10 protein-coding genes and 1 pseudogene are annotated in these 12,469 nt (G+C 68.6%); 2 read left to right on the top strand and 9 right to left on the bottom strand.

The window, feature by feature from the left end; genetic code table 11:
* Positions 1-115: 115 nt before the first annotated feature.
* The 3 genes from GH2_RS13560 to GH2_RS13550 form a co-directional block, all read right to left on the bottom strand.
* Positions 116-574 carry an SRPBCC family protein gene (locus tag GH2_RS13560; RefSeq protein WP_066168982.1) on the bottom strand — a complete coding sequence of 153 codons (459 nt, stop codon included), beginning with the start codon at positions 572-574 and terminating at the stop codon, positions 116-118.
* 190 nt (positions 575-764) lie between these two features.
* Complete coding sequence (locus GH2_RS13555) at positions 765-1,880, bottom strand: acyl-CoA dehydrogenase family protein (protein ID WP_066168979.1); 1,116 nt, start codon at positions 1,878-1,880, stop codon at positions 765-767.
* 51 nt (positions 1,881-1,931) lie between these two features.
* Positions 1,932-3,128 (bottom strand): acyl-CoA dehydrogenase family protein, encoded by a 1,197-nt coding sequence (locus GH2_RS13550; RefSeq protein WP_066168974.1) that lies wholly within the window; start codon positions 3,126-3,128, stop codon positions 1,932-1,934.
* Between the two features lie 75 nt (positions 3,129-3,203).
* On the opposite strand from GH2_RS13550, the pseudogene GH2_RS13545 reads away from it, so the two are divergent.
* Positions 3,204-4,614: pseudogene (locus GH2_RS13545) on the top strand (amidase).
* A 15-nt stretch (positions 4,615-4,629) separates the two neighbouring features.
* Here the strand turns inward: GH2_RS13545 and GH2_RS13540 are convergent.
* On the bottom strand, positions 4,630-5,388 hold the full coding sequence (locus tag GH2_RS13540; RefSeq protein WP_066168970.1) for a DeoR/GlpR family DNA-binding transcription regulator: 759 nt from the start codon (positions 5,386-5,388) through the stop codon (positions 4,630-4,632).
* 140 nt (positions 5,389-5,528) lie between these two features.
* On the opposite strand from GH2_RS13540, the gene pgi reads away from it, so the two are divergent.
* On the top strand, positions 5,529-7,196 hold the full coding sequence (gene pgi, locus GH2_RS13535; protein WP_066168967.1) for a glucose-6-phosphate isomerase: 1,668 nt from the start codon (positions 5,529-5,531) through the stop codon (positions 7,194-7,196).
* A 73-nt stretch (positions 7,197-7,269) separates the two neighbouring features.
* Here pgi and GH2_RS13530 read toward each other — a convergent pair whose 3' ends face one another.
* The 5 genes from GH2_RS13530 to GH2_RS13510 form a co-directional block, all read right to left on the bottom strand.
* The gene (locus GH2_RS13530) at positions 7,270-8,898 is read right to left on the bottom strand and encodes a monocarboxylic acid transporter (protein ID WP_066168963.1); all 1,629 of its coding nucleotides are present in this window, start codon (positions 8,896-8,898) and stop codon (positions 7,270-7,272) included.
* Positions 8,895-9,272 carry a DUF485 domain-containing protein gene (locus tag GH2_RS13525; protein WP_066168960.1) on the bottom strand — a complete coding sequence of 126 codons (378 nt, stop codon included), beginning with the start codon at positions 9,270-9,272 and terminating at the stop codon, positions 8,895-8,897. Before GH2_RS13525 ends, GH2_RS13530 begins: the two co-directional genes overlap by 4 nt.
* A 175-nt stretch (positions 9,273-9,447) precedes the next feature.
* Positions 9,448-11,175: a sodium/solute symporter gene (locus GH2_RS13520; RefSeq protein WP_066168957.1), complete on the bottom strand. Its 1,728-nt coding sequence runs from the start codon at positions 11,173-11,175 to the stop codon at positions 9,448-9,450.
* Entirely contained in the window at positions 11,172-11,609 is a 438-nt protein-coding gene (locus tag GH2_RS13515; protein ID WP_066168954.1) for a hypothetical protein, read from the bottom strand. Before GH2_RS13515 ends, GH2_RS13520 begins: the two co-directional genes overlap by 4 nt.
* Before the next feature lie 2 nt (positions 11,610-11,611).
* Complete coding sequence (locus GH2_RS13510; protein ID WP_066168951.1) at positions 11,612-12,427, bottom strand: LytR/AlgR family response regulator transcription factor; 816 nt, start codon at positions 12,425-12,427, stop codon at positions 11,612-11,614.
* Positions 12,428-12,469: the final 42 nt, after the last annotated feature.

The raw sequence follows: 12,469 nt of genomic DNA, 5'->3' as shown, positions 1-12,469 counted from the left end.
ACGACCGACTCAGGACAGCTTAAACGTCGGGGCCGTGCGGGTCTGGACGAGCATCACCCTCCGACGGAACGCGGATGTCCGTCGAAACCGTCCACCGAAGCGGTGCGGGCCGGTGTCAGCCCTGGGCGGCGCGCTTGATCTTGCCGAGGGTCTCGCGGATTCCCTCCAGCAGTTCGGCCTCGAAGGGCTTCTCGCCGCCCATCAGCTTGTCGACGAGTGTCGAGGAGATCTTCGTGGTGCCGCCCTCGGGCACCGTGCGGGACTCGGTCAGGCGCACGCCGGTCGCGGTCGGCTCGATCCGGAACGACCACACGGTGCGGTTGTCGAGGATGCGGAAGGCGAGCTCCTTGTTGGGCTCGAAGGTCACGACTTTCGAGCGCGTGGGCCACACCAGCGGGCCGCGACGATTGACGTTCAGGGTGGTGGTGCCGAGCTTCACGTCGCCGCCGAAGATCACCATCTTCATGCACTGCGGGCTCCACTCGCCCATCCGGCGGAGGTCACTGACGACCGACCACACCTTCTCCGGGCTGGCGTCGATCTCGATGGAGTCCTCGATCAGGGGTGCGGCCATGGCTGTCTCCGTTCGTCGACGCGCCGCTCGGACTGCGGCGCGTATTGTCGGCAACACTAATACATGTGACTGGTAGTCACGGATTTGTCGGTGCGACGTCGATCGGCAGCATCCGCGTGGCTCGCTGATTCCGCGGTGTCGGTGACACCGCGGAAATCGCTGAACCACGCGGATGCGGCTGGGCTCTGCTTCAGGCGACGGTGACCATGTCCCAGTCGCCGACGGAGGCGGAGAGTCGCTGTAGGTGGCTGTCGGCGTCGCCCAACGTGTGGCCGATCGCCGTCAGGCGGCTGACGTAATGCGCGACGGGGTACTCGGCGGTCATGCCGATTCCACCGTGCATCTGGATGGACTCCTGCCCGACGTGGCGAGCCGATCGCAGCGCCTGCAACTTGGCGCGCGAGGCGATGATCGGGTCCACCCGGCCCTCGGCGAGCGCGGCGGTCGCATAGACCGACAGGCTGCTGGCGAGTTCCAGCGACACGTACATGTCGGCGGCCCGGTGCGTGAGCGCCTGGAAGGTCGCGAGCGGAACGCCGAACTGCTTGCGGGTCAACAGGTACTCGGTGGTCATGTCCAGGCTCGCGCGCATGGCGCCGACGGCCTCGGCGACCAGCGCGGTCTGGGCGAAGACCTCGACCTCGCTGATGACCGACGACGCGTCGCCCGAGCCCAGCCGAGTGGCCGGCGCGTCGGTGAAGACGATCTGCGCGCCGCGTCGGCGGTCGTGGGTGCGGTAGGCGGTCCGAGCGACGCCTTCGGCGGCGGCGTCGACCAGGTACAGGCCGATCTCACCCGATGCGTCGCGTGCGGAGACCACCAGGACATCGGCGGTGTGGCCCGCCGGAACCAGCGACTTGGTGCCCGACAGTTTGCCGTCGGCGACCGTCGAGGCGACGGCGTACACCGGCCAGCGGTCGCCGTTCTCGTGGTGGGCGAACGCAGCCAGACGCTCGCCGGACGAGAGGCCGCCGACGATGTCGGCGCGAACGTCGGCGTCGGCGGTCCTGGAGACCAGCAGGCCGGGGACGACGACGGCGTCCAGGAACGGCTCGGGGGCTATCGACGCGCCGAATTCGCTCATCACCGGAGCGAGTTCTTCGATGCCCGCACCGGTACCGCCGTCGGCGTCGTCGAAGACCAGACCGAGGATGCCGATCTCGGCGAGGGAGGTCCACACGTCGCGGCTCCATCCCAGCTCGGTGTCGGTGACGGCGCGGAGGGTCTCGATGTCGTATTTCTTGGTCAGCACCTCGCGCACGGTGTCGCGGAGCATGACCTGTTCTTCGGAGAGTTCGAATTCCATGGTGTGTTTCCTAGAAGTTCTCGGCAGTGGAAGTCAGTGCGGGGGCGGCGGTCACAGACCGAGGACGGCCTTGTCGATGATCTGGCGCTGGACCTCCGACGAGCCGCCGTAGATCGTCACCTTGCGGTAGTTCAGGTAGGCGGGCACGGTCAGCTGCGCCCACTCGGGGCTGAGGATGTCGGCGACGTCGCCCTCCTCGGCCGAGTCGATCCGCGAGACGGGCAGCGAGTCTGCGCCCGCGAGGTCGGCCAACAGTTCGGTGGCCTCCTGCTGCAACTGCGACCCCTGCAGCTTCAGCAACGATGACGCCGGGTTGGGCTTGCCGTCGGCCGATCCCGCGACCACACGCAGCTGCGTCACCTCCAGGGCGAGGAGCTGGTTCTCGAGTTCGGCCAGGCGTGCGGCGAAGATCGGGTCGTCGAGCATCGTCCCGTGCGGGGTGCGGGTGGCCGCGGCGAGCTGCTTGGCCTTGGCGACCCGGGTCTTGGTCCAGCCGACGCGGGCGATGCCCGAGCGTTCGTTGCCGAGCAGGAACTTGGCGATGGTCCAGCCGATGTTCTCCTCGCCGACCAGGTTCTCGGCGGGAACTCGGACGTCTTGGAAGAAGACCTCGTTGACCTCGTACCCGCCGTCGATCAGCTGGATGGGACGGAGCTCGACGCCCGGGGTGTCCATGGGGAACAGGAAGAAGCTGATGCCCGCCTGCTTCTTCACGTCGGGATCGGTCCGTGCCAGGCAGAAGATCCAGTCGGCGAACTGTCCGAGGGTGGTCCAGGTCTTCTGCCCGTTGATGACGTAGTGGTCCCCGTCGCGCACAGCGCGGGTCTTCAGGGAGGCGAGGTCCGAGCCCGCCTCCGGCTCCGAGAAGCCCTGGCACCACCAGATGTCGAGGTTCGCGGTGGCGGGAAGGAACTTCTCCTTCTGCTCCTGTGATCCGAACTGGGCGATCACCGGCCCGACCATGCCCGCGTTGAAGGGCAGGAGGTCGGGCACGAAGTTCAGCGCCATCTCCTCGCGGTAGATGTGGTGCTGGATCGGGGTCCAGTCCTGGCCGCCCCAGTCCGTCGGCCAGTGCGGCACCGCATACCCGCCCTTGTTCAGGATGCGGGTGGTGGTGACGATGTCGTCCGGGTAGTTCAGCGCGCCCGCTTCGCAGCGCTGCCGGATCTCCTCGGGGATCTCGGTGGTGAAATACGTGCGGAGTTCCTGACGGAAGGCTTCCTCGTCCGGTGTGAATTGCAGCTGCATGCGTTCAGTCTTACCGGTCGGTAGCGACGATGAGAAGACTTACTCCTCATTCGGGGTGTGACTACGGTGGACGGAATGGAACACGTTCACGCCTTCACCGACGACTGCCTCGGCGTTCTCGACGCCGTCGGTGTCGCCCGCCGGATCGCCGCGGGCGAGATCTCGCCCGCCGACGCCGCGCAGGCTGCGCTCGCGCGGATCGACGCGGTGAACCCGCAACTCGCCGCCATCGCCGTCGACGACCGTGAGCGCGCTCTGCAGCGTGCCGACCGCGGGGGGGTTCGTCGGCGCCTTCGCCGGGGTGCCCACGGTGGCCAAGAACAACATCAGCGTCGAGGGCATCCCGACGCTGCAGGGATCGGCCGCGGTCGCGAACGTTCCCGCGCGGGTGAACGACCCGACCGCCCGCGAGCTGATCGGCGCCGGGTTCAACATCCTGGGCGCCTCCACGCTGCCCGCCTTCGGGCTGACCGCGACCACCGAATTCGTCGATCGGCCGCCGACGCGCAACCCGTGGAACACGGACTACTCGTGCGGGGCGTCGTCGGGCGGAGCAGCGGCGCTGGTGGCCGCGGGCGCGGTGCCGATCGCGCACGCGAACGACGGCGGCGGCTCCATCCGGATCCCGGCGGCGTGCTGCGGGCTGGTGGGGCTGAAACCGACGCGCGGTCGGGTGGCGCAGTCGCCGGCGATGCGGGGCCTGCCGATCGATCTGGTCAGCAACGGCGTCGTCAGTCGGTCGGTGCGCGATACAGCGCATTTTCTGGCCGACGTGGCGCGGCGGGGCGGCGCGTCGTCGCTGCCGCCGCTCGGCCTCGTCGACGGTCCGGGCGAGCGACGACTGCGCGTCGCGCTCGTCAACACCACGGTCACCGGGCGACTGCTCGACGACGACACCGACCGCGAACTGACGGCGACGGTGGAGCTCCTCGAGTCGCTCGGACACCGCGTCACGACCATCCCGGTGCCTGCCGACCGCGCCTACATCGACCAGTTCACCGACTACTGGGCGCTGCTCGCGTTCGGACTGGACCACTTCGGTGGGCGGACCATCGGGAAGGGCTTCGACCGCAGCCGGCTCGACCCCTTCACCCGGGGGCTGTCACGGTCCTTCGCCAAGCACTTCTATCGGATCCCGGCCTCGATCCTCGGCCTCAAACGCGCGACGGCGCGATTCCGCGCGGTCTTCGACGACTTCGACGTCGTGCTGTCGCCGACGCTCGCTCACCGGGTTCCCGAGATCGGCTATCTGGCGCCGGACGGCGATTTCGACGAGGTCTTCGCGCGATTGATCGACTACGTCGCGTTCACGCCCGCCAACAACACCTCGGGCACCCCGGCTGTCACCCTGCCCCTCGGACACAGTGCGAACGGGATGCCGCTGGGCATCCACTTCTCGGCCGATCTGGGCGACGAGCGGACCCTGCTGGAGCTGTCGTACGAGCTCGAGGCGGCCACGCCGTTCGCACGCATCGACCAGGCCTGACGAGGGCGCCGGACGCTACTCCGGGGCGGCGCGGGTGAGCTCGCCGTAGCCGACCTCGTCGCCCTCGGGCAGGCTGGTGTCGGTGATGAAGCCCGCGACCTCGCCGACCGCGGCGACGCGAGCGAGCGTGCGGCGGCCGAACTTGGTGCTGTCGGCGACGACCAGCGTCGTCCGACTCGCGGCGATCATGGCGCGTTTCACCGGCACCTCGAGGGTGTTCGTGTTGGTGATGCCTGCGACCGGGTCCACGGCGTCGGCACCGAGGAAGGTGGTGTCGGCGGTGAAGTCGTCGAAGAACCCGACGGAGTGCTCGCCGACGAGCGTGTAGACGGAGTTGAGCAGTTCGCCGCCCGTTACGAGCAGCCGCATGTTCGGGTTCTGGGCGATGAACTTGCAGATCCGGAGGTCGTTGGTGATCACCGTCAGTCCCCGGTGGTGGGTCAAGGCCAACGCGATCTCGTAGGTCGTCGACCCGCTGTCGAGGACCACGGTGTCGCCGTCCTGAACCCGCGCGGCGGCGGCGCGCGCAATCGCGCGTTTCGCCGCGAGATGCTCCCCCTGCTTCATCGCGTACGGGAGTTCCATCGGTGCGCCGGGCACCGGGCGCGCTCCGCCGTGCGTCCGCTGCACCTGGTTGGTCCTCGCGAGCGCATCGAGGTCTCGGCGTACCGTCGAGATGTCGACGCCGAGGCGGTCAGAGAGCTCCTTGGCCTCGACGTACCCCTCCGTGAGCAGCAGATTGATGATTTCGCGTCGCCGTTCGCTCGGCGTCATACAGCCCCCATCCACCGCAGTGCGGATCCGCACAGTCCGGCGATCACCCTACCGTTCACCTCCGCGGTGTTGACAGCATCACACACGTTCCGCATTATTACGTGCAGCATATGCGCGATAACGCGCAAGGAGGGTGAGGGATGTCGATCGATAACCACGAGTTCCGGACCGACCGCACGAGCGGGCAGCGCTGGCACGCCCTGCGTGCGCACCACCAGAGCATCGACGGCACGCACCTGCGTGACCTGTTCGCTGCGGATCCGGACCGCGGCACCGCCATGGCGATCGAATCCGACGGGCTGTACCTGGACTATTCCAAGCAGCGCGTGACGGCGGAGACGATGACACTGCTGGTCGAGTTCGCGCACGAGTCCGGTCTGCGCGACGGCATCGAGGCGATGTTCGGTGGCGCGCGGATCAACACCACGGAGGATCGGGCCGTCCTCCACACCGCGCTGCGGGCGCTCGACGCCGACGCGTCGCCGACCGTCGACGGGCACGCCGTCGGCGAGCAGGTGGATCGCGTCCTTCATCGGATGAGCGTCTTCGCGCAAAGCGTGCGGCGGGGACGTCTGCGTGGTGCGACCTCGCGCCGCATCGAGGCCGTCGTGAACATCGGCATCGGCGGCTCGGATCTCGGCCCCGCGATGGCGTGCCGGGCGCTGGCCGAGGCGTCGACGCCCGACATCGACTTCCGCTTCGTCTCGAACGTCGACGGCGCAGATCTGTCTGCTGCGCTGCGCGGACTCGATCCGGAGACCACGCTGTTCATCGTGTCGTCGAAGACCTTCACGACCGTCGAGACGCTCACCAACGCCGAGAGCGCGCGGCAGTGGCTGATCGACGGGATCGGCGATCGCGGAGCCGTGCGCGAGCACTTCGTCGCAGTGTCGACCAACGTCGAGGCGGCCCGGAGGTTCGGTATCGCGGAGGAGAACGTCTTCGAGTTCTGGGACTGGGTGGGCGGCCGCTACTCGGTCTGGTCGGCGATCGGGCTGTCGTTGATGATCGCGATCGGCTCCGGCGGATTCCGCGACTTCCTCGCCGGCGCACGCTCAATGGACACCGAGTTCCGGACGGCGCCCTTCGAGAAGAACCTTCCGGTGCTCCTGGGTCTGCTCGGCATCTGGAATCGCAATCTGCTCGGCGCGGCGACGCACGCCGTGCTGCCGTACGACGAGCGGCTCGCCCTGCTGCCCGCGTATCTCCAGCAGCTGGAGATGGAGAGCAACGGCAAGTCGGTGGGGGTCGACGGTGAGCCCGTCGCGATCGACACCGCGCCGATCGTGTGGGGAGCGGCCGGGACCAACGGGCAGCACGCCTTCTTCCAGTTGCTGCATCAGGGGACGACCGTGGTCCCGTGCGACTTCATCGGTGTGCTGGAACCCGGGCACCTTCTCGCCGGTCATCACGACCTGCTGATCGCGAATCTGATCGCGCAGACCCAGGCGCTGGCGTTCGGCAGGACCGCCGACGAGGTTCGCGCCGAGGGCGTCGCGGAACACCAGGTCCCGCATCGCGCGTTCCCGGGCGATCGCCCGTCGACGACCATCATGATGGATCGACTGGATCCGTATTCGCTGGGCCGACTCCTCGCCCTGTACGAGCACAAGGTGTTCGTACAGGGATGGTTGTGGGGCATCGACTCGTTCGACCAGTGGGGCGTCGAACTGGGGAAAGTGGCCGCTGGTCGGATCGTCGACGAGATCCGAGCGGAGGACCGCACGGTCCTGCCGTTCGACAGCTCCACGGCCGCCCAGATCGGTCGGTACCGACGCGCCCGCGCGGCCGCCGAACACGACCGCTGACGCGAGTCGGACGCTCGCCCACCCGGAGGGGTGAGCGAGCGTCGTGGGGAGAGCGACTGACTCTGTGCGTCTCCTAGTGGGCGACCGCCTTCTCGGCGCCGACGCCGGTGAGCGAGCGGACCTCCATCTCGGCGTTGCGGCCGGGATCGCCGTGGTCCGGCGAGGTCAGCGTGCCGACGATGCCGAGGATGAAGGCGAGCGGGATGGAGATGATGCCCGGGTTGGAGAGCGGGAACCAGGAGAAGTCGGCGCCCGGGATCATCGCGCTCGGACCGCCGGAGACGGCGGGCGAGAAAACGATCAGGATGACGCACGAGAGCAGTCCGCCGTACATGCTCCACAGCGCGCCGCGCGTGTTGAAGCGCTTCCAGTAGAGCGAGTACACGATGGTCGGCAGGTTGGCCGACGCGGCGACGGCGAAGGCCAGCGCGACGAGGAATGCGATGTTCTGTCCGTTGGCGAGAATGCCGAGCACGATGCTGAGCACGCCGAGGACGACGATGCACTGACGCGAGACGCGGACCTGATCGTGCTCGGACGCCTTGCCGCGCTTGATGACCGAGGCGTAGATGTCGTGCGCGAACGACGCGGAGGCGGTGATCGCCAGGCCCGCGACGACGGCGAGGATGGTCGCGAAGGCGACGGCCGAGATCACGCCCAGCAGGACCGTGCCACCGAGCTCCAGCGCCAGCAGCGGTGCGGCGGCGTTCTCCTTGCCCGCCGCGCCCAGGATGCGGTCCGGTCCCACCAGCGTCAGGGCGCCGTAGCCCAGGACCAGGGTGAACAGGTAGAAGGCGCCGATCAGGCTGATGGCCCAGACTACCGAGCGGCGGGCCTCCCGAGCCGTCGGAACCGTGTAGAAGCGCATCAGCACGTGCGGCAGACCCGCGGTGCCGAGAACCAGTGCCAGGCCCAGCGAGAGGAAGTTGATCTGCGAGGTCAACGAGCCGCCGTAGCGGGCGCCGGGAGCCAGGACGTCGCGTGCGGCGACGGCTTCGTCGGTCGAGGTGGCGATCTTGTCCTGGGCGGTGCCCATGATCTCCGACAGGTTGAAGCCGAACTTGATCAGGACCAGGAAGGTCATCACGGCGGCGCCGATGATCAGCAGGACGGCCTTGATGATCTGCACCCAGGTGGTGCCCTTCATACCGCCGATCAGCACGTACGCGATCATCAGCACGCCGACGACGGCGATGACGATGGACTGACCGGTCCGGTCGTGGATGTCGAGCAGCAGGGCGACGAGGCCGCCGGCGCCTGCCATCTGCGCCAGCAGGTAGAACAGCGAGACGACGAGGGTCGTGATGGCGGCGGCCATGCGCACCGGGCGTTCGTGCAGACGGAAGCTCAGGACGTCGGCCATGGTGAACCGGCCGGTGTTGCGCAGCAGTTCGGCGACCAGCAGCAGTGCGACCAACCAGGCGACGAGGAAGCCGATCGAGTAGAGGAAGCCGTCGTACCCGTACACGGCGACCGCGCCCGCGATGCCGAGGAAACTGGCCGCGGACAGGTAGTCACCGGCGATCGCGATGCCATTCTGCGGGCCGGAGAAGCCGCCGCCTGCGGTGAAGAACTCCGATGCCGACGCGTTCTTCTTGTTGGCGCGGATCACCACGACCATCGTCACGATGACGAACGCGATGAAGATCGAGATGTTGATGGTGGGGTTGCCGACGGTCTCGGCGGCGAGTACGTGCGTCACTGGGCGCCGCCTACGTCGGTGCGGTAGTCGCCGTGCTGGAACTTCTGGCGGATCTCTTCCGCCCGCGGATCCAGTTCGCGGTTGGCGAAGCGGACGTAGAGGAACGTGATGCCGAACGTGGTGACGAACTGGAGCAGTCCGAGGATCAGTCCGACGTTGATGTTGCCCCAGACGGGGGTGCCCATGAAGTCGTGGGCGAAGGCGCCGAGGAGCACGTAGGCCGCGTACCAGAGCAGAAAGAACGCGCTCATCGGGAAGACGAAGCGACGCAGCGTGGCGCGCAGCTTGGTGAACTCGGGACTGTCTTGCGCGACGAGGAACTCGTCCTGGGAAGGACTGACGTCGCTCCCCGCAGGTTGGTCGGTGACTGTCACGATCGCTCCTTCTTGAGAATGTGTACAGCGTGGATGTGAGGTGCTCACAGCATGAATGAGAGGCCGATCACAGCCGAACGATTCTGTGACCCGGGCGACGAGGCACGACCATCGTGCGGTGAACGGTGGTCCCGGTCCGACGAACGGTGAGCGGCCGACGACCGCTCACCCGGTTTCAGGGGGTGCGTTCGACCCCGAGCCCGAGGCGTTCGGGCACGTGCATCCGGGCGAAGGCGCCCGCGGTTCCGAGCGGAATCCGGGAGCGGGTCGCGATGCTGCCGAGCACCATCGTGACGAAGGCGAGCGGGACGGTGACGGCCGCCGGGTAGGCGGCCAGGATCGCGAGCCAGCCGTCGTTGCCGAACACGCCGGCGACCGAGCACACCACCGCCGCCGTCGACGCCGTCGCCCCGACGGCGAGTCCGGCGACGGCACCCGGCGCAGTGAGGCCGCGCCACCAGATGCCGAGGACCAGCAGCGGGCAGAGAGTGGATGCGGAGACTGCGAACACCAGCCCCACCGACTGCGACAGTTCCAGCGAGCCCGCGCTGAGAGCGATGGCGATGGGCACGATCCCGCCGATCAACGCGCAGATCCGGAAGCTCCGGAGGCCCGCCGGCATCAGGTCGGTGGACATGACGCCCGCGATGCTCACCAGCAGGCCCGACGACGTCGCCAAGAAGGCGGCCATCGCCCCCGCGGCGATCAACGCCGACAGCGCGATCGCCAGAATGCCGCCGGTCGCGGCGGACGGCAGCAGCAGGATTGCGGCGTCGGCGGTGCCGGTGGCCAGCACCTGAGGCACCCAGGCGCGGGCGAGCACGCCGAGGACCAGGGGGAACAGATAGAAGATCGACAGGGCGGCGATCACACTCAGCGCGGTTCGACGCGCGGCCCGGCCGTCGGGGTTGGTGTAGAAGCGCACCAGCACGTGGGGCAGCCCCATGGCGCCGAGAAACGTCGCGATGATCAGCGAGAACACCTGGAACAAGGGGTGATCACCGCCGAGGCCGCCGCCGGAGTCCTGCCATGCGGCGCCGGTCTGCGGCGCGTTCGACACCACCGGGGTCGCGGAGCCCGCGTCGAGCTCGATGACGGTGCCCCGCTCCAGTCGATGCGGTCCCGGGCGCAGTGGCGCGTCGGTCAGCGAGCGGTCGTCGACGGTGCCGGTGACGCGGACTCCGGCTGGATCGGTGACCGTCACCTGAACGTCGGTGTCGATGCTGATGGTGGTCGCCGACTCGACGCGGGGCGGCAGCGGCTCGCCGAGATCCTGTGGATTGTTGAGGAAGATCGTGGTCAGGACCAGGGCCGGGACGGCAACGGCGGTGAGCTTGAGCCAGTACTGCACGGCCTGGGCGAAGGTCACCGAGCGCATACCCGCGCCGATCACGTTCGCGATCACCAGCAGACCGGTGGCCGTCATCCCGACCCACGGCGGGATGTGCAGCAGCACGTTGAGCGTCAGTCCCGCGACCTGCAGCTGGGGGACCAGATACAGGACGCAGATGCCGATGACGACGACCATCGCGGCTTTGCGTGCGCGGGTGGAGGCGAGGCGGAACTCGGCGAAGTCGGGAACGGTGTACGCGCCGGAGCGACGCAGCGGCGCGGCCACGAAGAGCAACAGCGACAGATAGCCCGCGGTGAAACCGATCGGATACCAGAGCGCGTCGGCGCCGTGCTTGGCGACCAGACCCGCGACGCCGAGGAACGACGCGGCCGACAGGTACTCGCCTGCGATGGCCGCCGCGTTCCACCCCGGCCCGATGCTGCGCGAGGCCACGAGGAAGTCGGAGGTGGAGCGTGATCCGCGTCCGCCGTAGGCGCCGACCGCCACGGTGCCGAAGGCCGCGATCAGCACTGCGACGACGGTGAGCGTCGAGACGTGGTCGGTGCTCATCGCCGCCGGGAGCCGTCGTCGCGGTGCGGACCGTGGTCGCGGTCCGGAACGTGATCATCGGCGTCGACGAGCCGGACGAAGTCGCGTTCGGCCTGCTCGGTCAGTCGGATGTACAGCCGACCGGTGAGGTAGAGCAGCGGTGTCGGCACCAGGCCGAGGATCACCCAGTTCAACGGCAGGCCGAACAGCGTGGCCTCGGCGAACGGGTGCATGGTGGCGCCGATCAGCGGAATGGCGAGGAAGATGCTGATCACCGCCAGGCCGAGCCGCAGGGACAGCCCGAATTGGGCTCGGACGAGACCTCGAACCAGGTGCTCGCCGATGTCGGTCTGCTCGGCGACCTCGACGCGGGTGCGGACCATGCGCGCGCCGCGGCGCTGGGAGAGGACGACGCGTTCGCGTTGCGGCGCGCGGTCGCGGGCGGGATCGGGCATGGTCAGCCTGCTCCCGGGTCGGGCCCGTCGGTCCGGCCGGATCGGAACGTGCGCAACGGATCGCGCACCAGCCGGTCTTTCAGCTCACGCACCTGGCGGCGGCTCACCGGCAGCTCGACGGCCGGGGAGGCGCCGTTCGCGCGGACGCGCACCATCGTCGACGCCCCGGTCGATCGCAGTCCCGTCACCATCGGCAAGGCCACCAGGTAGGAGCGGTGCACTCGCGCGAACCCTACGCTGGCCCACCGTGATTCGAGTGTCGAGAGGGTGACCCGCACGAGGTGTGCGCCGGTGTCGGTGTGCAGGCGGGCGTAGTCGCCGACGGCCTCGACCCAGGAGATCGCGTCGCGTCGCACCAGGGAGGTGACCCCACCGAGTTCCACTGGGATCACGTCGTCGGTCGCCGCCGGGGCCGGCGCGGCGGCGAGATCCGCCGGGGCGTCGTCGCCGGCGCGCGCGGCGAGGATGCGGGTGATCGCTTGGTCCAGCCGTTCGGTCCGCAGCGGTTTCAGCAGGTAGTCCACCGCGCCGACGTCGAACGCCTCGACGGCGCGGTCGTCGTGCGCGGTGACGAAGACGATCGCGGGCGGCGCGGTGTAGTGGGCGAGCACGCCAGCCAACTCCATCCCGGACAGGCCGGGCATCGAGATGTCGAGAAACGCGGCCTCGATGGTGTGGTCGGCGAGGACGCGCAGCGCCTCGGTGGCGTCGGACGCCTTGTGCACGGTCGCGACGGCTTCGTGTCGTTCCAAGAGATACGACAGTTCGTCGAGCGCAGGAAGCTCGTCGTCGACGGCGAGCACCGTGAGACCGGGCATCGATGGCTCTCCTCTCCTTCGCCGGTTGAACGCCTTCGCCAG

The sequence above is a fragment of the Gordonia hydrophobica NBRC 16057 genome (assembly GCF_001592365.1).
Taxonomy (GTDB): domain Bacteria; phylum Actinomycetota; class Actinomycetes; order Mycobacteriales; family Mycobacteriaceae; genus Gordonia; species Gordonia hydrophobica.
The sequence above is the reverse complement of the archived record's forward strand: the minus strand, read 5'-3'. Positions and strand labels throughout refer to the sequence as shown.

Bases quoted from the DNA above. Each gene is read 5' to 3' on its own strand.
- pgi (WP_066168967.1), top strand. From the start codon at position 5,529: ATGTCGATCGATAACCACGAGTTCCGGACCGACCGCACGAGCGGGCAG.
- GH2_RS13560 (WP_066168982.1), bottom strand. From the start codon at position 574: ATGGCCGCACCCCTGATCGAGGACTCCATCGAGATCGACGCCAGCCCG.
- GH2_RS13515 (WP_066168954.1), bottom strand. From the start codon at position 11,609: ATGCCCGATCCCGCCCGCGACCGCGCGCCGCAACGCGAACGCGTCGTC.
- GH2_RS13510 (WP_066168951.1), bottom strand. From the start codon at position 12,427: ATGCCCGGTCTCACGGTGCTCGCCGTCGACGACGAGCTTCCTGCGCTC.
- GH2_RS13550 (WP_066168974.1), bottom strand. From the start codon at position 3,128: ATGCAGCTGCAATTCACACCGGACGAGGAAGCCTTCCGTCAGGAACTC.
- GH2_RS13555 (WP_066168979.1), bottom strand. From the start codon at position 1,880: ATGGAATTCGAACTCTCCGAAGAACAGGTCATGCTCCGCGACACCGTG.
- GH2_RS13540 (WP_066168970.1), bottom strand. From the start codon at position 5,388: ATGACGCCGAGCGAACGGCGACGCGAAATCATCAATCTGCTGCTCACG.
- GH2_RS13520 (WP_066168957.1), bottom strand. From the start codon at position 11,175: ATGAGCACCGACCACGTCTCGACGCTCACCGTCGTCGCAGTGCTGATC.